This window comes from Vibrio sp. sp1 (genome assembly GCF_016920955.1).
GTDB lineage: Bacteria > Pseudomonadota > Gammaproteobacteria > Enterobacterales > Vibrionaceae > Vibrio > Vibrio alginolyticus.
In genome coordinates this window covers 2102294-2124844 of the sequence record NZ_CP060589.1, presented here as the reverse complement: position 1 = coordinate 2124844, position 22551 = coordinate 2102294, and the positions used below count along the sequence as shown (strand labels likewise).

Annotated in this window: 22 protein-coding genes; 2 read left to right on the top strand and 20 right to left on the bottom strand. The window is 42.7% G+C overall.

Translation table 11 applies throughout. The annotated features are described in order from the left end of the window. Positions 1-212: 212 nt before the first annotated feature. The 11 genes from H9L11_RS09990 to H9L11_RS09945 all read right to left on the bottom strand — a co-directional run bounded on the left by H9L11_RS09990 (position 213) and on the right by H9L11_RS09945 (position 9538). The gene (locus H9L11_RS09990) at positions 213-1646 is read right to left on the bottom strand and encodes an XRE family transcriptional regulator (RefSeq protein ID WP_000594628.1); all 1434 of its coding nucleotides are present in this window, start codon (positions 1644-1646) and stop codon (positions 213-215) included. Continuing rightward, positions 1643-2158, bottom strand: coding sequence for a hypothetical protein (locus H9L11_RS09985; protein ID WP_239834957.1), 516 nt, complete (start codon positions 2156-2158; stop codon positions 1643-1645). Before H9L11_RS09985 ends, H9L11_RS09990 begins: the two co-directional genes overlap by 4 nt. A 190-nt stretch (positions 2159-2348) precedes the next feature. After that, positions 2349-2603 (bottom strand): hypothetical protein, encoded by a 255-nt coding sequence (locus H9L11_RS09980; protein ID WP_000395517.1) that lies wholly within the window; start codon positions 2601-2603, stop codon positions 2349-2351. 20 nt (positions 2604-2623) lie between these two features. Continuing rightward, complete coding sequence (locus tag H9L11_RS23525; protein ID WP_001927369.1) at positions 2624-2821, bottom strand: hypothetical protein; 198 nt, start codon at positions 2819-2821, stop codon at positions 2624-2626. Positions 2822-2876: 55 nt separating this feature from the next. Next, on the bottom strand, positions 2877-4154 hold the full coding sequence (gene trbL, locus H9L11_RS09975; protein ID WP_001985912.1) for a P-type conjugative transfer protein TrbL: 1278 nt from the start codon (positions 4152-4154) through the stop codon (positions 2877-2879). Between the two features lie 2 nt (positions 4155-4156). Then, positions 4157-4354, bottom strand: coding sequence for a hypothetical protein (locus H9L11_RS09970; protein ID WP_000790454.1), 198 nt, complete (start codon positions 4352-4354; stop codon positions 4157-4159). Between the two features lie 2 nt (positions 4355-4356). Further along, positions 4357-5130: a P-type conjugative transfer protein TrbJ gene (gene trbJ, locus H9L11_RS09965; protein ID WP_032476924.1), complete on the bottom strand. Its 774-nt coding sequence runs from the start codon at positions 5128-5130 to the stop codon at positions 4357-4359. 237 nt (positions 5131-5367) lie between these two features. Next, complete coding sequence (traI, locus tag H9L11_RS09960; protein WP_000560769.1) at positions 5368-7128, bottom strand: TraI/MobA(P) family conjugative relaxase; 1761 nt, start codon at positions 7126-7128, stop codon at positions 5368-5370. Beyond that, entirely contained in the window at positions 7125-7499 is a 375-nt protein-coding gene (gene traJ, locus H9L11_RS09955) for a conjugal transfer transcriptional regulator TraJ (RefSeq protein WP_001985910.1), read from the bottom strand. The genes traI and traJ overlap by 4 nt, the downstream gene beginning before the upstream one ends. A gap of 827 nt (positions 7500-8326) precedes the next feature. Further along, positions 8327-9310, bottom strand: coding sequence for a replication protein RepA (locus tag H9L11_RS09950; protein WP_000172712.1), 984 nt, complete (start codon positions 9308-9310; stop codon positions 8327-8329). 12 nt (positions 9311-9322) lie between these two features. After that, positions 9323-9538, bottom strand: a complete 216-nt coding sequence (locus tag H9L11_RS09945; protein ID WP_197712036.1) for an AlpA family phage regulatory protein — start codon at positions 9536-9538, stop codon at positions 9323-9325. A gap of 97 nt (positions 9539-9635) precedes the next feature. On the opposite strand from H9L11_RS09945, the gene H9L11_RS09940 reads away from it, so the two are divergent. Continuing rightward, entirely contained in the window at positions 9636-10688 is a 1053-nt protein-coding gene (locus tag H9L11_RS09940; protein ID WP_000688182.1) for a hypothetical protein, read from the top strand. Positions 10689-10770: 82 nt separating this feature from the next. On the opposite strand, the gene H9L11_RS09935 is transcribed toward H9L11_RS09940, so the two are convergent. The 7 genes from H9L11_RS09935 to guaB all read right to left on the bottom strand — a co-directional run bounded on the left by H9L11_RS09935 (position 10771) and on the right by guaB (position 19551). Continuing rightward, complete coding sequence (locus H9L11_RS09935; protein WP_001927356.1) at positions 10771-11802, bottom strand: IS630 family transposase; 1032 nt, start codon at positions 11800-11802, stop codon at positions 10771-10773. Between the two features lie 77 nt (positions 11803-11879). Continuing rightward, positions 11880-13598, bottom strand: coding sequence for a DUF2326 domain-containing protein (locus tag H9L11_RS09930; RefSeq protein WP_001985907.1), 1719 nt, complete (start codon positions 13596-13598; stop codon positions 11880-11882). Then, positions 13589-13813 carry an ABC-three component system middle component 6 gene (locus H9L11_RS09925; RefSeq protein ID WP_000926259.1) on the bottom strand — a complete coding sequence of 75 codons (225 nt, stop codon included), beginning with the start codon at positions 13811-13813 and terminating at the stop codon, positions 13589-13591. Before H9L11_RS09925 ends, H9L11_RS09930 begins: the two co-directional genes overlap by 10 nt. Further along, positions 13800-14771, bottom strand: a complete 972-nt coding sequence (locus H9L11_RS09920; RefSeq protein WP_205390727.1) for an ABC-three component system protein — start codon at positions 14769-14771, stop codon at positions 13800-13802. Before H9L11_RS09920 ends, H9L11_RS09925 begins: the two co-directional genes overlap by 14 nt. Before the next feature lie 147 nt (positions 14772-14918). Continuing rightward, positions 14919-16124, bottom strand: a complete 1206-nt coding sequence (locus tag H9L11_RS09915; RefSeq protein WP_000954584.1) for a site-specific integrase — start codon at positions 16122-16124, stop codon at positions 14919-14921. Between the two features lie 307 nt (positions 16125-16431). After that, the gene (guaA, locus tag H9L11_RS09910) at positions 16432-17985 is read right to left on the bottom strand and encodes a glutamine-hydrolyzing GMP synthase (protein WP_205390726.1); all 1554 of its coding nucleotides are present in this window, start codon (positions 17983-17985) and stop codon (positions 16432-16434) included. 99 nt (positions 17986-18084) lie between these two features. Continuing rightward, positions 18085-19551, bottom strand: a complete 1467-nt coding sequence (gene guaB, locus H9L11_RS09905; protein ID WP_017633908.1) for an IMP dehydrogenase — start codon at positions 19549-19551, stop codon at positions 18085-18087. A gap of 231 nt (positions 19552-19782) precedes the next feature. On the opposite strand from guaB, the gene xseA reads away from it, so the two are divergent. Then, on the top strand, positions 19783-21114 hold the full coding sequence (xseA, locus tag H9L11_RS09900) for an exodeoxyribonuclease VII large subunit (RefSeq protein ID WP_205390725.1): 1332 nt from the start codon (positions 19783-19785) through the stop codon (positions 21112-21114). A gap of 13 nt (positions 21115-21127) precedes the next feature. On the opposite strand, the gene H9L11_RS09895 is transcribed toward xseA, so the two are convergent. Together H9L11_RS09895 and H9L11_RS09890 are read right to left on the bottom strand one after the other, a co-directional pair. Beyond that, positions 21128-21352 carry a zinc ribbon domain-containing protein gene (locus H9L11_RS09895; protein WP_012842112.1) on the bottom strand — a complete coding sequence of 75 codons (225 nt, stop codon included), beginning with the start codon at positions 21350-21352 and terminating at the stop codon, positions 21128-21130. A 309-nt stretch (positions 21353-21661) separates the two neighbouring features. Further along, entirely contained in the window at positions 21662-22537 is an 876-nt protein-coding gene (locus H9L11_RS09890; RefSeq protein WP_205390724.1) for an alanyl-tRNA editing protein, read from the bottom strand. Positions 22538-22551: the final 14 nt, after the last annotated feature.

The following is a 22551-nucleotide window of genomic DNA, read 5'->3' as shown; positions in this document are numbered from 1 at the left end:
TTCAGCAGACTAATAAAAAATTATCCCAATAAAAAATGCCAGTCAGCGATACTGACTGGCATCATGTTTTCTAAGTAAAGACCAGGTTATATATTTATAGCCTTGCCTATTCCAACGAGAATGCTAATGAAAGAGTTTATACAACCACTAGTTATGGAGTCACTCTCTCGCCGCATCATGAAAATTTTCATGTTCCTTAATTTCAAGTATATTTAATCAGCAGATACTTGCTCAATCAATTCTCTCTCAAACTCTTCCATTTGGTCAAAATTAATACTTATTGAAAGTTGATCAAAGCATAGATTACTTGGCTCACAAGTATTCCTTTGCAGATTATTTGCAGCTCCCCACCAATTGACCTTCTTTCCAGTCTGTTTGGATATAGAGTCCAATTTATTTGCTACTTGATATGCTAAAACACCACAATCTAAATCGTTTTCTTCGGCGACTTTAATAACTGAATTTTTCAGCCAAGCAATATTACCATTTGCATTTTTAAAGCATTGCTCAATATAACTACCGGCTTTTTCACCGAGAAGAACACTTGCTGCAAAATTATTAGCATCAATTTCTTCCTGATCATTTCTCCGCTCTTCACTTGTCTCACTAAGCTCAACAATTATAAACTCATCTAGCTCTGGTGATTGGGATGCATGGTAGAGCTCATGAAGTAAATCAAACATCCATTTTGATGTATGTCTAGATTTTTGCTTAAGTACAACTACATTTCTACCATTTATACGCCAAGTCGCGCCATGAAAAGCTCCAGAATCGTTCAAAGGAATAACAGGAACACCCAGATCAGTAGCGTAAGATAAAACTGATTCAAATGTTAACTCGCCATATTTATCTAGAATATCACCTCTAACTACATTAGCATCCTGAGGTATGTCTTTCTTTTCTAAAGAACAGTACTTAGCTACAATATTTGCAATTGTATAAGCATATTGCGTATAAGCACTTGTATATAGCTCGTTAGCACCTACTGGCATTTTAAACCTTGCAACCATTGATCCATCACGCCCAAAAACTAACGGCCTATCACCTAATAGAAGATCCTTATTCCATCCAAATATAGATTGAAGTTTTTCTACTGTTTTTTCTACCCAAAGGCCATATTCGAAAGGCATCAAATCACGAGGTGAAATTCTCTTTTCAATAAAGTTTCTATCTAAACCAGCATCATTTAGCTTTGATATTAATATATTTTTCTCTCTAGAATCTTTAGGTAAAAAGACATCTTCTGTTATTTTTAAATCTAAAGCATCTACAATTGAAACAAGAGTACTAAAACTTGCGGAGCTATACTCCGTGTTTTCATACCTTTGTATTTGCTGCTCTTTCATCCCTAGTCTTTCAGCCAGATCTTTTTGAGTTAACCCCATTGAAATACGAGACATAATAAGAGCTTTAGGGAGGTCAGAAATACTATTCACATCAAAAATAGCAAGTTCACCAGATAGCAGTAGTTCGTATTCTTCCGCTTGCTCAACCAATTCATCACGCTGACACATTAGTGCATCAATCTGAGCTTTCGCTAACAATGGAGAAAATTTAGACTCTTCTCTATTAAGTTTTTCAATTGCTTCAGAAAACTCTTGTATACGTTTTTTGGTTAAAGCTAACTGCTTATTATTTTTAATCATGATGAACCTCCAATCTGAATTGCCACAATGCCTTTTTTCTCAAGGGTGTTTTTATCAGTTTGAAAAAAATCGACAAATAGCTTTCCCGACCCTCCTTCTGGTAATTCTGCAGGAAATATATCGCCTCGATATTTCTGCAACATGTATTTTCTACCTGATGGAGAAAAATCAATAAGTGCACGATCTAATTTCGACTCATCGACACCATGTAGACTCCAACACAAATCATAGTCACCAGGGATTTCCTTTGATGTAACAAAACTTCCATCGATGTAAACCAAATTACAGTTCGCACTTTCGAGCGCTGAAATTAGAAGCTTTAGTCCATCAATTAACCAAGCACGCTTTGGGTTGTAGCCAAATCGTGCGATCAATTCTTCCATCGTGGCTAAATGCACTCCTTCTGGCAAATTACCCGACTCATTAAATTCTGGTATCATTCCTTTAGAAACTCCCCAACAATATTGTTGTGTCACTTGTAAATTTATAGCATTTATTACAATAGAAATCAATTAAAAAGCATATTTATAATGATGACAAAAAAAACAAATAAAACCTCACATATCAATAATTTAGGTTTATTTAACCACACCACCACAACATTAGCCTAGTTGTGGTTTCTTTCTATGGGGCTTAATACTGTCTCAATGATGGGGCAGCAGTACAAAGTGGAACACCATCACCGGCACGTGTGCTTTCTAACTACTTGCGTCGGCCAAATGGCCAACGTCTCATTTTGTCGATTTGATCGACCGATCTCGTCATGTCCTTGTAAGCACGCCCGGCCAACCTGTTTTGGAAAACCTCCATTTTGTCGGCAATGGCTTTCAACTTCGGACCGTGTCCGATGCTGTGTAGCCACTGTCCAAAAAAATAGAAAGCAAGCATCACAATGAACATCACTGCGAAGAAACCAAATACCTCCGCAAGGTTTTGAGGTGGAAAGTTAAACTCCATAATCAGTAATCCTTATTTAGTTAGGCCATGCGACCTTTTTTAACAAAGCTGGCAACCTCTTCGTTACGCTCCTGCTGGCGTTCCTGGGCATATGAAACGTAGTCCTCAACATCGAAGGTGTGCTTTTCCGGATCGCGCTCTTGCCATTCTGCGTGTGCTTGACGGGCTTCTTCCTGGTCCTCACTGGATAGGTCATCAAAGCCGCCGGTTTGATTCATCCAGCCAGTGCCGCCACCGCCTAAGCTATCGTTGTCAAATGCAGGGGAAGCGTCGTCAGTCGCCCTCCTTATCGTCATCATCTCCGTTATCTTTCGTACTGTTTCGGATCGAACTAGCTAGACGACCTCCGGTAGTGCCGCTGATTCTATCCCCGGCCATATCACCCATTCCCTTCATCAAATTCGCACCGGTATCCGCTGCAATACGCCCCGCTTTTACAGCGCTACCTTTAAAGCCGCCGCCAGAAGATTGACCGGAAGCTTGAGAGAAGGAGCCAGCCTCATCAGAATCGCCACTGCCACTAAATGCACCGCCCAGGCTCGACATAACGTCAGTATTATTCGCTACGTTCTCACCCGCTTTTGCAAATGCAGCCTGAATAGCAGACGCACCGCCGGCGGTAGCCATTGCGGCACCGGCAGCCATACCACCAGTGGCAACAGCCGCTCCGGCCATCGCACCGACACTGATGCTGCCAGCACCTGCCGCCGCGCCGCCTCCAGGAACCAGGCTAGCGACCACATTGGGAACCGAGTGAATGAGCATCACGAGAACCAGTGAAACGACAAAGATCACCAACAATTCACGCATGGGAGCATCATTGGATAGATCGGCATAGAAACCATCCATGATCGACATGGCAATGCCAATAAGCAACGTCATTGTCATCAACTTCAAAGCAACGCCTAATACGCTTTTGAAGTAGTTGATTGCTATATCCGAAGTCCAACGCGAACCACCAAACCCCAGCACGAAAACACCGGCATAGACTAATATCCAAGCCGTCACCAAGGCCAACAACACATTGGCCGCCACTACCGCCATACACGCCAAAATTGCCAACGTGATTAAGAAGATAGACAAGTTATCTATCGGGCTGGTGATGCTGTATGACTTACCAGCTTTCACAATAATGTCGAACGCAATACTAATAGGCTCTGACGGGGTTAGGTCTCTCGAAAGGCCACCGGCTTGAGCACCGATCGTTCTCAATGAATCGATAATTGACGTGGCAAAGTCTGGGCCGTTTCTGAGTAACCAGAGAAAGAAACCAAACGTCAAGATGAAGCGCACGAACTCGGCAAAAAACTCCCTTATATCCGCTTGTTTAAGGATTAAGGTCCCGCCAGTCCAAACAAGGGATATAGTGCCCAGCGTCCAGAACAGCCAGGCGGCATAGTTTGTAATTACCGTGCCCCAAGTAGCACTGGCCGTCATGAAACGTACGGCCACTTCATCCAAGACACCATTAGGCTCAATGGCCGCTGATGCAGTTTGTGAAGTCAATAAAAAAGCTAGGAGCATGAGAAGTCGAATGAATACCTTGCTCATGATTAGAATCCCTTGTTCTTGGAGCGGTCAGTGGGTTCGCCCATATCCCAAAAGCAATGTCCTTCTTCCTTCTGCTCTTTCGTTAGGTTTGGGTTGTCACAGTTGATCGTTGCAGGCTTGGGCCCGTCATCTTCACCGCACCCTACCAGGACAAAAGAGACCAACGCACTAACGATAAAAACTCGTGTGATATTTTTCATAATTAAAACCCCCTGTTTTCTGAACGGTCGGTTGGTTCACCCATATCGAACAACCTTTCACGGGACGCTTGATATTGCGCTTCTCGGTCAGCATCTGCCTGCATTCTCGTGCCAACGGCATTCTGCTGAGCAATCAGCAGGCTACGGATTTGCAGGAGCTGGTTAGCTTGGTTGCTAGCAAGCTGGTTGGCATAACCAAGCGCAGCCAGTTGGCCGTCCGCGCTCTGAGCACCAGATTGCAGACGGTTAAGCTGACGGGCATCGGCTTCTAAGTTATCTTGCTGCTGTTCCAGACTCCTAAACAGCGCGTCATTGGCCTTTTTCTGCGATTCAGACGCAAGGCGCCGGTTCTCGGTCATTGCGGCTCGTTCAGCATCACTGCACCCCACTGACGAGAAGCAAGGCGAACTGCGGTAATAGGCCACGTCCTGGAACTTGCCTAGGTAAGCATCGAGGCTGCCAAGCTGGTTCTGGTAATAGGCGAGCGTGTTGGTCGCCTGGTTCAGATCGTTGATGGTGCGCTGCGCCTGGTCCCAAATATAAGAAGCCGGGGCCATCGAGTTTTGCAGCATATTTTCGTACTGCTGCAACTGGGTTTGATACTGCTGAATTTGTTTAGCAGTCTGTGTAACAGCTTCCATTGCCGACATGATGTTCTGAACTAGATTCGTACCATCAGCAACCGGAATACCAGCATGAGCGGGATTAGAAATGTTTAACGCCAAGTAAATGGCGAGCACGGGAATTTTAGCCGCTAAAATTTTTCGTTTTAGCATGGTTAATTACTCTTAGTTGTTATGACTAAAAGTTGCATTCACCAACCTGTAGAAACTTGATCTCTACTCCTGCCGTTACCAGCGGTGAATGTGGGCCTGTACAGAGCTAGCTCGCCACTTACTATCTCGGCGCCCGACCAGCGCGACACCGTTAAACGCGCGGTCAAATAGGGTTAAACATCGGTGTCATTACCAACCGAAGCGGTTAGGGCTTCCGTCGATTCCTTTGCCATCACATCAACGTGATCGGCTCTTATGTTGTCGTTTCGCTTTTTTAGCTGCCTGCTCAGCTTGCAGCTTGGCTTTACGCTGCTCTAATGCTGGCATGACCACCGCTTTTTCAGTTACAGGGGCTGACTGAATAGCTAAAACCTCTAACTGAGATAGATTCTGCAACCAGCCACGGCGTGAAGGTGGCACTTTGCCAATCGGTAACACGCCAGGCTTATCAGACCGCTTGGCCCTTTTATTCTGGGCCATTAATGCCTGACGACGGCGTTCTAGTCCTTGATCGGCAAATTTGATAGACAGATTGCCATCTACCGCCGCCTTGATTACTCGCGCCTTAAACTCAGGCGAACCATTCACGGAAATACGATTACCGTAACGATCCATTGCTACCTTTAGCGCAGCTAAGACACTGGTTTGGTTGGAAGCCGTCGACACTTGTAGACGCTCACCATCATCACGCACAGCGCTGTTACCTACTCGATAAATAATGGTGCCTTTTTTCGTAATCGTATCGACCGTTGCTTTGGGCTCGGCCTGAACGGCATCTCCTTTGAGGGTATTGCCTTTAAGCTTTTGTGCAGCCTCTCGGCTACGTAGCGCTTTGAGGGCTTCTCTATCTCCCTGCAATGCCTGGCTCTTTAACCAATCCGCCCAGGCTTGGCGTTTATTGCTTTGATATATCGTTTGCCGTTGCTCTTGGTAACGCTTGTGAATGCGCTCAAGATCGCTTTTCAATGCATCGCTGGCCTGTTTGTACAAAAGCTTTTTAGTAAGCTTATTACTACCGGTTAACTTAATCGCTGCGCGACGGCCACGCCCTTTCCTCTTGGCGTTTTCAACCTGTCGATCTTTATCACGACGAGCCTGTTCAAGGGCTTGCGACTTACTCGCTGCGGCACGTTTCTGCTCTGCTTGATAACGGGCATATAGCTCGGTGGTATTCACCTTCAAGCGAACAGGTCGGTGTGTATATTGGCGGCTCGGCTTAACAGAATCCGATGCAGTCGCTTCAAAGGGACCAAGGCGCGCTTCGAGTTTGGGTTTAGAAAACTCACGTCCCAAGGTGCTCGCTTTGATGATCGCTTCACCGTCGGCAACGATCACTAGACCATTTCCTCTGGTTCTTAACTGCAAACCATTGTCCTGCATGACCTGGTGCAACGCCTGCCAGCTATTGGCTGATTTAATCTCGTCCATGCATTCGCGCTTCACCCAACCCACTAAGCTTTCAATACCCGAATGCCGCTCCATATCCATCGCACGTGATTCGGCCCCGCGCTTGCGCGGTATATGATTATCCGGCTGCAAACCAAAGTCCTGCTCGATGGCCTCGCACATTTCCGCTAGCTTCTTATGCGGGTAGTACGGCTCATGGATTGTGTTGCGAGTAGGGTGAATCTTGTTAATTGCGATATGGATATGTTGATTGTCCGTATCGTTGTGTACAGCACTGACACGCTGATGCTCGCCATAACCCAACCCTTGGCAAATGCGCTCTTCTATCGCGGCCAAGGTATTTGCTTCTAACTGTTCGCCACTTGGGAAGCTCACTATCAGATGATAGGTTTTATCACTCTTCGCTCGGGTGTTCGCAAACTGAGTCGCCAACACCTCACTGATCGCATCGCGCACGGTTTCCGCTTCACAGTTATTTAAACGAACGCTACCAAGTCGATGTTCTTTGCTCTGGTGATCGGTGATGTAATTCACCAAGCCTGCAAAGTCAGATTTCCCCTGAGAACGCATCGGTACATGCTTGGCGATCATTGGTCCGCCCTCGGGCGAAGAATAGACTCCATAAGTGAACTCATTTGATCTTGCGTCGCCTCGATACGATTAAGCACTGCCAAGATCGTATTGGCCCCAACATGTGCCACCTTGGCATCATTACTAAGCCATAACTTAAGCAAACCACCCAAACGCCCTAAGTCACCATTCACTCTTACCAGTTCGCGTACCTGTTCAACATCAGTAACTCCTTGAATGCGATAACCTTGGCCTACTTCACGCAAATAGGTCGAAGTACTGAGCCCTGCCTGTGCTGACATGGATTCGATTAGCGCACGTTCTTCTGGCAGACAGTAAACCTTAATCGGTGGGCTGTTCTTTCTAGTGCTCTTGTTCGTATTGTTCGCCATGTTTGTCTCCTCTTTCAGGCCCCGCAGGGCAGGATCAACGTTGAGTACCGAAGGTGCGAATAAGTCATAAGTGAAGAGGCTTCGCCATGCTTGCATGGAGGGCCTACTTCACACATCCTGCCCGCATTTCAACCTTGGTTTTATCACGGAAAGTTATGCATGCCCTTGTGCATTTCTCTGCATTTAACTGTTTATTCCCGTGTAAACCATGTTTACACGATAAGTCCAATGCTTATAGCGGTATGACAGCGCACCTATAGTGATTCAATAGCGCTAAAATAGCGGTCTTACAGCGATTTATGTTTATTGACTTTACTAAATATCACGACACAGAAAAGCACAGCTTTCCTAAGACTTTCCGCTCTAGGCTAAATTCAAAGCCTTCGTATTTTACCGCCCCTCAAGTGTCAATAAATGTTTAAAAACCAAGATAACAAAAATAACAATTACTTTATTTTCACATAGTTAAAATAAAATAAATTTCCAAAAATTGATTTCATTGACAGTTTTGAGCAACTTATTTATCAAAGTTATCCACAATACTTGTTTATTCAACTACAGGTTTATTTTCTATATAGGTATACCTACAGGAAAGTACTATAGGGGACTCTACAACTACCTGTTATTAAAAAACTTTTTGGCACTTCGCGGGACAGAACATGCGCACTCTGGGACAAAACATGCGTAAGCCGGGACAGAACATGCGCAAAATATCCCCTTTAAAGCGGGACAGAACATGCGTGGATAACTTTCTAAATACCCAGGCTTATTAACGCCAAGAATGGTGAATACAATCTGTTTCATCACGCTACATAACCCCGCTCACTCTATCGTTTTGTCCGTCGAGGTACTTGTGGAGCACTTGGTTTCAAAAGTAGCCCTTTTTCAGTTGGAGTAGCATCTAGCTCTGGCCATGCCTGCAACACCTTTTCAAGTCCATCATTAAACCGTCGTCTAAAGCTTTTTACATTGGCGTAATTAGAGCCCAATTGTTCCATCAAACCTGACCACGGGATAATTGTTGCTCTCTTTAAGTAACTCACCCGATAAGTCGCCCAGCAATATATGTCTAAGGCCATCGGAGAACGCTTAATCAACCGCAACACTCTCATATCCAGAGGGACAGGTTTATCAGTAATCAGTTGAAAAAACTTAGGCGACAGTTCCACCCAAGATTCCCATAGTGAATCTTGATCAGGCTGCTTCGTACTCCACCAAATATGGGAAATATCAGCAACTCTGGCTCCAGTTTCATCTTCACAAATATATCCACTTTCATCGTTTAGCTCTGTAAAACTGACACTAATCGTCGTTTTAAATAACCGCCGCATCTGTTCTCGAAATGGGCCTATAGTCCCACTTTTTCCGCCAGTTGAACGCAGCCCTAACTCTTCCATAAAACGTCTTTGAGAGTGTCCCAGATCAAGCTTGCGCGCTTGCTGTTCAGTGATAAAACCATTGTCCAGTCTTGACTTATTTCTCACCGCTTGTGTACTTACCCAAACCAGAAGCAAACGTGCATAGCAACCGTAAGGCAAACCTACCGATGAGGGGGCCATCATGTGCATTGTGAAATTACCATTCTTGCGACTCCACTCATTCGATTTGGGTTTGCTATGCGGTATGGTCGCCTGAATCAAAAGCCGAGCGATAAAACCGAGTTCATTAGCCTCCTGAGCACTGCACTCCTGGATTGCTATGATGTTGTTAATATATTTCGTGCTTAGCTCTAGCTTACCGCTGGCACCCGAGGCACTTTTTTGCCGAGTGGTTCCCCTAGCCTGAACATCCGTTCCATCTTTAAGCGTCATGTGGACTCAGACTTACCAAATAAAACCGGGTCTTGCGGCTTTTAACGCAGACCTGCGCTTTTCTTCTATCCAGTTCTCCACTTCAGCTAAGTCCCAAGCAACACTTCGGCTGGTCAGAACAATACGACGAGGAAACTCACCACGCTGTTCCAGGTTATAGATGGTTCGATCAGACAAAGGAATCATGCTGAGTAAGGTCTTGCGATTAATCAGTGTTTTGTTTGTCATTGATGGATTCATAACCCTCTCCTTTTCAACATTCTTGGGTTGATAATGCCAGGAGTTGCCTGTAGATTAGATTAATCATTGGACAAAAAAGTTGGATATGAAAATATTTGAAACTGAGGTAGATGCGTCAGAACGACTGGGTCAGTTTTATATCCCTGTATGGGAGAATTCTGACAAGTCTGTGGCAAATGCCATTCGTATTTTTAGGGAGAAATGGCATTCATACTCGGAAGAGTCTAAAAGCCACAGCATCATAAACTTGATTAAACAGGTGATTGATCCCGTGGTATCGGAATACTTGAGTAGCCTTCCAAACCAGTATTTGTCCTATTGCCCTATCTCAAGAGAAAAGTGTAACTATAGTGATCTCATCAAGTTGAGAGGTTTTCGTTATACGGCCGACCAAATTCACTTTTATTTACGCGACTTTGTTGATAAGAGCTCCCAAACAGAGCAAGACATACTATTCATATCGACTCAAGATATGCTCAAATCATTGTTTATGATTTGTGAAGGAAAGAAACCTAATAGATCAAAACTAGCGCCTGATATCAGTTTAAAAGCGGATAAAAAAACACGACTGTGTGCCTTGTGTGGAAACCCTACAGAGTTTTCACAGTTCATGCGCACATGGACAAAACACGGATATATTGAGAGAGAAAACAATGATCATGACAATGCTGAAGACAATGATGAAAAAGAAGGGAAAAAAAAGCGGCCGGATCTGAGTACGAATTACTGTCTACCCCATCGCCCCAAGCTTCATGATGGTTCTTGGAATTCTCTATATAAGCAAGCCAAACGCTCTGCAGAACAATTTGAGCAAGAAGTCTTGAGATTACGACGCCAAATCGCGCATCCAGACCGTCATAACGCTAAGTCCGGAGATAGATTAATTGATGAGTACTTTTACCACTTCATGCTGGACTCTTCACTGGATCCAACTAATGTGCCCGAACTACGCAACTTAGCCCGAAAGATGGTAGATTCTCGACTGACCGACAACAAAAAGCGCATGCTGGTTCTTCGTAGGCAAAACATGTCTAATAAACAGATAGGTATAACGCTGGGTAAGATCACGGGTAAGCCGTTGTCAAACCAGGCTGTGTCTAAGGCCTTGGGAACCATACGTGATGAGTTTAAACTATGAATATCCAAAACCTGTCAGAATCTTAGAAGGTAAGGTTAGGATAAGATCATCGACTAATCTTATCCTTAGTAACTATACCGAATCAACTTGAAGATGCTGGCTTGAGAACCTGAAAATTATCATTAATTCGAGATGTCAAAGAGCCTGCGATCTCTGGAAGAGTCACTGCAAAAAATTGGTCTATTGCCGCCTTGAAGTCCCGTTTTCTTTTGAAGTAAACGTTGTTCCTCGACTTCTCATTCATTACTTTCCATAGCCGCTCGATTGGGTTGAGGTTTGGACTGTAAGGTGGAAGATAATGCAGTTCAATATTCAGGACAAACGCCGCATCTTTGACTAAGTCACTGCGGTGATATCCCGCACCATCCAAGATGATATGAAGCTTATGAGCTAAGGGATAACTCTTTCTTAACTCACAGAAAAAGCGAACAATCGATTCACTGTTAATGCTCTCATAGTTGTGAACAATGGTTGCTCCAATATCCGACAAGTTCAGTGCGCCAATAATGTTCAATCGGCTACGATTACCCGTTGTTTCAATCACTTTATCCTGACCAGTTCGTATCCAGCCATGAGATATTTTTGTTGATAGTGTTGGGTGAACTGCGTCGATAAAGACTATCGATTCATCCTTGCCACAGCTTGCCTTTAACGCTTCATAAGCCTCTATAAATGCTTGCTGTTGTGCTTCATCAAACTTGTGTGGTACGCCTTTCGGTTGCTTGTAGCTAAAACCATTGTGGTGAAGCCATTTATTCATACCAGAAACCGTGTAATCCAGTCCAAATGTCTCTTTAACGTAAGTGACAATTTGATGCGTATGAGAATAGGTTTTCTCAGTCAAATGCTCGATTAGGTGCATGGTTTGAGTAGCAGAAAGCTTGCTTTGGCTTCCGCCATTTTCAGGCTTAAGTTTTTCAGAAAGAACGTAGTCGCTGAGATGACGAGCAACGGTCGATTCATGAATACGAAGAGCTTGTGAAATCATAGTCTGACTCCAGCCTTCAGAAGCCAGCAAAACAGCCTTAATACGGTCGCAAACTCGACTATCACGTTCAATGTCGTGCATTTGTTCGAGTTGCAGTTTCTGTTGAGGAGTCAGTGTAATTTTCATGGTTCGTAGCATGCTCCTGATTCTATCGAAAATCAAGCATCTTCAATGATCACGGGTATATATCAATAGTTAAAAACTTAATCTTCTAAATATTCAATTCTAAATAATTTATCACTCTCAGATAGTTTTACCACAAAATAATCTTCATTATTTAGAGAATCTGGCAATTTATCTTTCAAAATTGACGCAACAAATTGAACGTTATTTTTATTAACTAAATCAGCTATTTTTACTAGTTGATTATCATGCATTAGCTCTTTTTTATCATTTAATAAAAAATGCATACACGGTATATTTTCTTCATCTGCAAAAAGAGTATAAGCAATGTCAAAACAAGAAATTTCACCCTGTTTCTTTCCTGAGCTAAAATTAGTATTAAACGCAGAGAACTTGTATAACCTCTGACCTTTTTTATTTATTATTTTATCATATTTTAAAGCATACTTCTCACCATAGAGATTCTGGGACGTGGCTGAAAAATGCTTATTAAATCTGTTAACCTGCTGTTTAACCACTGCCTCAAATTCATCAGAAAACAATTCATTATCTATATCACTTAATTGTGACTCATAATTTTGTATATTTTCTTCAACCTCTATCAATTGACTTATAATACTTTCAAACTCGCCTTTATCACGATACTTATCATTAAGTTTCGATATTAGCACTTCAAGATCCTCAAAGGAGGAACTCTTCGACACCAGTTCTGCTAAATCTTTTTCCACTTTCAAAAAATCATTTAATTCATGATTTTTTGACTTTATTTTACTTTCTATTATTGGAAGTTCTTTTGTAATATAAGAAATTCGTTCATTCACCATTTTATTATGGTAACTTACTAACTCACCGAAAGTCTTATTTAATTTACCTAAATTATTAGAAGCTTGATTATATATTGATTCCAATTGAGATAGATCAATATAAGAAGCAGTAGAAGATAACTCTGATTTTGTTTCTTCTATTAAATCTTTCCTTAAATTAAGGTTACCCAAATCATTACTTACACGGTTAATTTCATATCTAACTTTGTTTAGTTTATTGAGATCTCTTTCAAAATTCTCGTTAATGTTTAATGAGGATTTTTTTCTGTCTAACTCATCAATTTCAGTCTCAACAATAGCAAGCGCAGCTTCGTACGCTGATTTTGTTTGTATTTTTTCCAACCGATTTTTAAACACATTTTCTTGATGTATATCTTGAAGAATCTTCTGTTTAGAGCTTCCCTGAGAAAAATCACACCCTAATAAATACAGATATAAAGTTTCATATTCTGCATCACTAGTATAATTATCGAGTGTTTTTAATGTATTAGATACACTGAGATCACTATAGCGAATATTATGTGATATAATTTGACGAAATGTTGGTTTTTTCCCAACTTGGCTAGGAAAAAATATTTCCGTGAGTTTATCTTCAAATTCGCTCTCGGTATATTTAACCCCATCTATTTTTCTTATAATTTTACTTCTAGCGAGAAAATTCCTTTCTATAACAACTGTTCTTGAGTTCTCATCGTCTAAATTTTCTGATAAATAGAGAAATATTGATACATTATTATCCACTAGGTAGTCTTTGACTAGTGAATAGATCTCTTTTCTATTCTCAGGGTCTTCATATATGATTTTTGGCTTGGCTCCAAGACAAAAATCAATCAACTTCAATACGGTAGTTTTTCCGACACTATTACCAGTTACCTGACCATCACTCTCATCAACAACAAGATTTAACCCCTTATGGAAAGGTATCTCACGAATAATATGAGATGGAGTGGCTATAATAATTTTTTTTATAAACATAATTCAACGTCACCCGAGTTTAAAACCGCCACATCAATCAAATATAACCAATCTAGACATAATATAAACAATGGAAATGATATAGTTTTTACTTCTCTTACTTTTTCATAAAGTTCTAATAACTCTACTTTTTTATATTCTTGAAGAATTTTAAGAACAATAGCTCCGTTGTAATAAACACTATTATCTGGATGAATATTATCAGGAAGCAGCATAACTATATCCTTCCGGGTTATCCATTATTTTACATCTAACAAATGCGTCTACAACTAGTATATCTATACATAACTCAAGTTCATCTATAGGAATCTCACTGTAATTAGCACTTTCAATAACTTTATTCTTTAGCGCTTCAATGACATTAAAGAATATTTCATCTGAATCAGAAGCTCCTTTCTTAGACTTAATATACTCTCTCTTAATTGTCGCCAAAACAGAACTACTTTTGTTACTACCTTGACTATCAAAAACAGAATATTTAGAATCAACTCTCCCATGGAACAGGCTATATTCTTCTATCAAATCTTTAGCGCTATCTAATTCATTGTGAGATATTTTTCTTTCTATTTCAAACTGTTTGATAGTAGACTCACCCACATTACCATGCCAATTTTCTTTTGCTAGAATATTTATAATAATAGCAAGATTAGAGTCTAACTTCGCAACATCAACACCATTGCCTAACTCACCTTTAATGAAATTATAAACAGACATTTGTCCAGCTATATCTTTTTGTAAAATCTCATTCAATATTGATGGTATATCAATAATATCTCGTGATGGTGAAAAAGAAATTCCATGTGGATTTTTAAAATTATTTTTCCTTAAATTTGACGCATCTTTTGATATTGAAATAAACTTAAAATTATAACTTAAGTATTTTTTTATTATTTCTTTTTCTAAAGCAGACTCGACTTTGTTTTTTGTGCAAGTAGAAGACACTTGGATAATTATTTTGTTTTTATGATCAATTAAGTCAATAGCTTCAACATTCTGTAAAACCTTGTTGAGGTTTTCAAGTTCATAACCGTATAATAAATTCAAAAGATGTAAGTAGAAGCTTTCTGAGTGCATATGCAAATGCAACATATTTAGCTTACCGTTGGTTTCGATTCTGTAAGCTAAGGTATGAATTTTTTCATCAATATAGTTATAATATGCTGTTCTATTCATTTATTTTTCTAGCCGAAGTCTGTTTTAAGAACATATGCGTTTAAAAAATGGTTAAGTTATAAAAACTTAGTGCTCAATATAACAGTTTTCACCTTGAATTTATACGGCAAAGTAACTCATCTTAGCAAAGAGTAAGTGACATACAAATCAATGAGATAAATATGTTTTCATTGTCCACTCATCAATCATATCTGCCCAATCCTGCAACATGGCCGCGCGCTGTTCTCGGTATTCGGCTTTGTTGTAAACAGCCCTTACCCCTTTCTGTTCGTGCGCCAGGCATTTTTCTATCCAATCCGTGTTGTATCCAGCCTCATGCAGCAAAGTGCTCGCAGTTCGACGCAGGTCATGCGGCCCAAACTTACTTAAGGACTGACCATCTTTCTGAGCAGCTTTATACGTCAATGCCAATACTCGATTCATCGTTGCACTACTCATTGGGGCATCTGAGTCATAACGGGAAGGAAGAATGTAATCAGACCCACCGGCAAATGTCTTCAAGGCAATCAGAATGTCCATCGCCTGGCGCGACAAAAATACCAGGTGAGGGTTACGTCGTTTCATCCTCTCTTTCGGAATCGTCCACAACGCTTCACTAAAGTTTATTTCGCTCCAAGTCGCATTGGTTAACTCACTTTTGCGTACCATAGTCAGCAACAGTAACTTTACCGCGGCACGAATCGACGGCGTCGTTCCTACTTTTTCCATGTAGCGGTACATCAAACCGATCTCAGCCGGTGTTAACGTTCGGTCTCTTGGTTCAAATCGCGCGATACTTGCGGGCCTCACTAGGTCTGCCGGGTTCTCAACTTTCTGCCCTCTCTCAATCGCCCATCGATACACCTGGAGTACAATGTCACGCGTATGTACAGCCGTTGCGGGCGCGCCACGCTCTACTATCGCGTCAGTCAATGCTCGCAGATCTTCATGGGTGATCTCTGTCAGCTTCTGATTGCCAAATTTGCCCTCTAACTCTCGGGCATAGACTGAGCGACGCATATCCCGGGTAGAGTCAGCCATCTGATAGCCACGCAGCCATTTCTGAGCCCAGGCACCAAAAGTTTCAGCATCTTTGGTTCTCGCCTTAGCACGGGCTTTCTCTTTGGCCGGTGACTTTCCATCAGTAACCATTCTCTTCGCTTCATTGAGACGCTCACGCGCTTCTGCTAACGTGATACCTCCTACTCCGTAGCGGCCAAAGGTGATTGTCTCTTGCCTACCATTGATCGAGTAATTGTAGCGAAAAGAAATAGAGCCCGCAGTGGTCACAGCAACATAGAGGCCATCACGGTCATTGACTTTGTAAAGTTTATCTTTGGGTTTGAGATTGCGTAGCTTGGTATCAGTCAGCATGTTTCGACCTATTATTATTGTTTGATACCATGCTGAAAAACCTCTAAAAAACTAGAGATTAATCTTTATAAAACAGATAGATATAAAAATTTAATACCATGCCCCATCAAAAACACTCAGCATGGTATCGGGCGTAATCCATGGCATTACCGATGAATCATACCCATCAAAATACCACGGTCAAACCGTGCTTGGCGTTGCCAGACATTGCCAAAAATGACTAAGCCAAAAACAAAAAAAGTCCGCAATTACGCGGACTTAAGTATGATTTCGTGCCTGTTAATGCCAGACCTTTCTTAAAGGGGGATTATTCCCACTCGATTGTCGCAGGTGGCTTACCAGAAATGTCGTAAACAACACGAGAAATGCCATCAACTTCGTTGATAATACGGTTAGAAACCTTACCTAGGAAGTCGTATGGTAGGTGTGCCCAATGAGCAGTCATGAAGTCGATAGTTTCTACCGCACGTAGAGACACAACCCAATCGTACTTACGGCCATCGCCCATTACACCAACAGAACGAACTGGTAGGAATACCGTGAACGCTTGAGATACTTTGTCATATAGGTCTGCAGCGTGAAGCTCTTCAATAAAGATAGCATCAGCACGACGTAGCAAGTCACAGTATTCTTTCTTGATTTCACCAAGAACACGAACACCTAGACCTGGACCTGGGAATGGGTGGCGGTAAAGCATGTTATAAGGCAGGCCTAGCTCTAGACCAATCTTACGTACTTCATCTTTGAACAGCTCACGTAGTGGCTCAACAAGACCCATTTCCATGTCATCTGGAAGACCGCCCACGTTGTGGTGCGATTTGATCACGTGCGCTTTACCAGTCTTAGATGCAGCTGACTCGATTACATCAGGGTAAATCGTACCTTGAGCTAGCCATTTCGCGTTTTTCAGCTTCTTAGACTCTTCATCGAATACATCTACGAATACGTGACCGATAGTCTTACGCTTCTCTTCTGGGTCAGACTTGCCTTCAAGTGCTTTGAGGAAGCGTTCTTCAGCGTCAACTTTGATAATGTTCAAACCAAATTGGTCGCCGAACATATCCATAACTTGTTGACCTTCGTTTAGACGAAGTAGACCGTTATCAACAAATACACACGTTAGCTTGTCGCCGATTGCGCGGTGAACCAGCATCGCAACTACCGATGAATCAACACCACCAGATAGACCTAGGATAACTTCGTCGTCACCCACTTGCTCTTTAATACGAGCAACCGCATCTTCGATGATAGATTCCGATGTCCATAAACGCTCACAGCCACATACGCCAAGAACAAAGTTCTCAAGCATTTGTAGGCCACCTTTTGTGTGTGTCACTTCTGGGTGGAACTGAACACCGTAGTATTTCTTCTCTTCATTCGCCATCGCAGCGTAAGGACAAGTGTCTGTCTCACCAACTTTTACGAAATCGGCTGGGATCTCTACTACTTTGTCGCCATGGCTCATCCAAACGTCTTGAGTTGCTTCAAGGTCTTTAAATAGAGCACATTCACCAGTAACTTTAACCTGAGCGTAGCCAAACTCACGTTCGTTAGAGCCCGCTACTTTGCCTCCTAGCTGTTCCGCCATGGTTTGCATGCCGTAACATACGCCAAGCAAAGGAACACCAGAATCAAACACATATTGAGGCGCGCGTGGAGAGTTCTCTTCCGTTACGCTTTCTGGACCGCCAGATAGGATAATGCCATCTGGGTTGAATTCGCGAATATCCGCTTCTTCTACATCCCAGCTCCATAGTTCACAGTAAACGCCGATTTCACGTACGCGGCGTGCTACTAATTGAGTGTACTGAGAACCGAAGTCCAAGATCAGAATACGTTGGTCATGGATATTTTTAGTCATTTTGAGCAGTCTTTTTAAGGCTAAGTGATTAAAACCGAGGCGAGTGTACTCGCCTCTTCTTAATGCTTCAAGGAAAAAGCAAACGTTTCCGTTGGGTAATTAGTTCCCTAGACGGTAGTTCGGCGCTTCCTTAGTAATTTGAACATCGTGTACATGAGACTCTTGCATACCTGCACCAGAGATACGTACAAATTCAGCTTTCGTACGCATATCTTCGATAGTTGCAGAACCAGTTAGACCCATGCTTGAACGTAGACCACCCATTTGTTGGTGTACGATCTCTTTTAGACGGCCTTTGTATGCGATACGACCTTCAATGCCTTCTGGTACTAGCTTGTCCGCTGCGTTGTCAGACTGGAAGTAACGGTCAGAAGAACCTTGAGACATAGCACCAAGAGAACCCATGCCGCGGTAAGACTTGTAAGAACGGCCATTGTATAGAATCACTTCACCCGGCGCTTCTTCAGTACCAGCAAACATAGAACCAACCATCACACATGATGCGCCAGCTACGATTGCTTTACAGATATCACCTGAGAAACGGATACCACCGTCAGCAATAACCGGAATACCATAATCATTAGCCACTTCTGCCGCATCTGCGATTGCAGTGATTTGTGGAACTCCCACACCCGTTACAATACGAGTTGTACAGATAGAACCAGGGCCGATACCAACTTTCACTGCGCTTACGCCAGCTTCGATTAGTGCTTTAGCACCAGCACCTGTTGCTACGTTACCACCGATGATGTCTAGATCTGGGTAAGCAGCGCGAGTTTCGCGGATGCGGTTTAGTACACCTTCAGAATGTCCGTGTGAAGAGTCGATAAGTAGAATGTCAACGCCTGCTTCAACTAGAGCAGCAACACGCTCTTCGTTACCAGCGCCAGCACCAACGGCTGCGCCAACACGTAGGCGACCACGCTCATCTTTACATGCGTTTGGTTTACGTTCTGCTTTGTGGAAGTCTTTCGCAGTAATCATACCGGTTAGTTGGAACTCATCATTCACAACCAATACTTTCTCTACACGAGCTTCGTGCATTTTCTCTTGCACTTCTTCTCGTGTTGCACCTTCTTTAACTGCTGCCAACTTCTCTTTTGGCGTCATTACTGAAGATACTTTCTTAGAAAGGTCCGTCACAAAACGAACGTCACGACCAGTGATAATACCAACAAGCTCATTGCTCTCAGTGACAACAGGGAAACCTGCAAAACCATGCTTTTCAGTGAGTGCAACAACATCAGCGATGGTCGCGTCAGGGTTTACAGTAACCGCGTCAGTTACCATACCAGCTTCGAACTTCTTAACTTTACGAACTTCGGCTGCCTGCTGCTCAATAGACATGTTCTTGTGGATAAAGCCAATGCCACCCTCTTGCGCTAGCGCAATTGCTAGACGAGCTTCAGTAACAGTGTCCATAGACGCTGAAATCATTGGGATGTTTAGGGTGATGTTCTTAGTTAGCTGAGTGCGAAGATCAGCTGTGTTTGGGAGAACGGTGGAGTGTGCTGGCACAAGTAGTACGTCATCGAATGTCAGCGCTTCTTTGGCAATTCTTAGCATTTGCAATATCTCACAATTAGAGGAGTAAAAAGAACAATCCAATCTCATCGTTTCGCATAATGAGGGTAACCTGTGTTAGCAACAAGCTACATTTGGATTAGATATTGCGGAGGGATTATACGGTTAACGCAATCGCTTGACCACAAATTTTTTAATTTTTTTCTTGCAATTACCCCCTTGCTATGTATTATATTGCCGCTAATTTCCATACTCACGTCTAAGAGATTAGCTGTGCTCTCCAAGACCAATCAAAACATCTTTACTGTTTCTCGTCTCAACGCAGAAGTTCGTTTACTCCTTGAAAACGAAATGGGGATCGTTTGGCTCGTCGGAGAGATATCCAACTTTTCAGCTCCTGTCTCTGGTCACTGGTACCTCACTCTTAAAGACTCTCGCGCTCAAGTTAAATGTGCCATGTTTCGTGGTAACAATCGCCGCGTTACTTTCAAACCCGCTAACGGTAATCAAGTCCTAGTAAAAGCTCGTCTTTCTCTTTATGAGCCTCGCGGTGACTACCAATTGATCATCGAAAGCATGCAACCGGAAGGTGACGGCCGTCTTCAGCAAGAGTTTGAAGAGCTGAAAATGAAGCTTGCCGCAGAAGGGTTGTTCGCTCAAACCAATAAGCAACCTTTGCCTGAACACCCAAAACGTGTTGGCGTCATCACATCGAAAACTGGTGCCGCGCTTTACGATATCTTAGACGTATTGAAACGTCGTGATCCTTCCCTACCCGTTGTGATTTATCCGACAGTGGTACAAGGTGAAGATGCAGCCATTCAAATCGCACAAGCCATTGGTCGCGCTAACAGCCGTGATGAATGTGATGTGCTAATTGTGGGCCGAGGTGGTGGTTCATTGGAAGACTTATGGTGCTTTAACAACGAGATATTAGCTCGCACGATTGCAGCAAGCCAAATTCCTATAATTAGCGCCGTTGGACATGAAGTCGACGTGACAATAGCTGATTTTGTCGCCGACGTACGCGCGCCTACTCCATCAGCAGCAGCTGAGCTAGTAAGCCGTGATAACAGCCACAAAGATCAAGCTTTAGTTACCCGCCAGCATAAGTTAGCGAGCGCGATGCGTTACTACCTAGCACAACAAAAGCAGCAATTTGCTCAATTAGTGCACCGTCTAGAGAGACAGCACCCAAGCTATCGCTTGCAACGTCAGACGCAACAGTTAGATGAGTTGGACATGCGCTTACAGCGAGCGATGAGTCGTTTTATTGCCTTGCGTCAACAGCGAATCGAGCGTCAACATTATCGGCTGCAATTAAATTCTCCTGTAACACGCCTTGCCGAGCAGAAGTCGAAGCTAGAACGTGTTGAGCAAAAGCTCATGGATGCAATGGATCGCAAATTACTGACTATGCGCCATCAACTCGCGATTGCTGCAGAGAAATTAGACACCGTCAGCCCACTAGCGACATTGAAACGAGGTTACTCAATTACTCAAACTGAGCAAGGTAAAGTGATTACTCAATCTTCAGATGTAAAATCGGGAGATGTATTGATTACTCGATTAGCCGAAGGCGACGTTCGCTCTACCGTTAACTGAATACAAACTCTGGTTAACTGATTTTCTGGAACTCAAATCGGACACGTGATTTTGATTTGAGTTCATTACACACATTACAAAAGTAACTCGCAGCACCGCATGCTTGCAGCTTCTCCAGCTCCGCCTCACAATCAGGGCAAAAACCTACTTTTTTAAAATCCGATTCACACTGTGCACAATGGTATTGTCCTGTCCATTCCAGTTCGACATTGCAAGTCGGGCAAATGTTCTGCTGCATATCCCGTTCCTCTCTCTAAACTAAGCAATTTCGAGTAACGCATGCTACTCAAAATAACGAACAAGTATGTTGATCTTCATCACCGCCCCAACAAGTTTCACGAGGCGTTAACCATACTTGATACGTAGGATCTTATACTGATCGTCTGATATTTACTCCTTGATCAGCGATCACCCCTTAAAAGAATATTTATATAACCACACACCGAAAGCATAAGTTACATATTCTGCATTCCAATTTAAGGAAGAATAAAAAACCTTAAAAAGATTTAATTAAACGAAAAATCAGAATTTAATAAAAAGATCTTATTCAAAAAGCAGTGTTTACATTGGTGTGCACTTCGATAGTTTGAGCGTCGAGCTTAACGAGTTTAACTTGGATAAAAGCAAACTCATTTAAATGGCTCGCATGCGTTCCACCACAAGGGATTACCGCTAATTGACCTTCCCCTAAATCGCACTTCCAATAGCGAGAATCCGTTAATCTGTCACCGTGGCATTCCATGGTGATCATCGCATCTCGTCGAAGCCATTCCACAAGTTGGCTATTCACTTTTTTTGCAATCGCCTGGAGGTCATTCAGCATATCTGCACTGTTTAATCCTCTTTTACGGAGTGTTTTGCCTAAACGGTACGTATCGAGGCACTTGTCTGGAGTAACATAACTCGTAACTTGTGCATAGCTATTAAAGTCATAATAACCATGTGGGTCTTTGCGGTCTGCGTCTTTTCGCCAATAGTCTTCCGCTAGTACTTTATTCAACGCCAAATACGCTAAGTGTCCTGCAGTGTGGCCTCGACTCAAAGCGCGTTGGTAATCCTTATCTACCGCCAATGTCACCAAATCATCAGTAACAAGTGATTCCGTACGTGATAAAACATGCACAACGACAAACACCCAACCTTCAGCATCACGCTTTACAGGGATGTCACTACCCACATACAAAGCACCACTCTCCTGCTCCACTGCTCCAACTTGGCAATCTACTACGTCATGCTCAGACCCATTCACCTTCAACGTTCCTTTATCTGCAGGGTGATCCGGCCACATGTGACTAACGGGATGGAACGGCGTGACATCTGTAATAACGTAAGTCACTTCTTCCGTAGATTGAACGAGCTGTATTTGTGCTTCTAATTGCCATGTTTGATGACAAAAACGAGTCTTTGTTGCTGTGATAGTCATTTTTACGATTACTT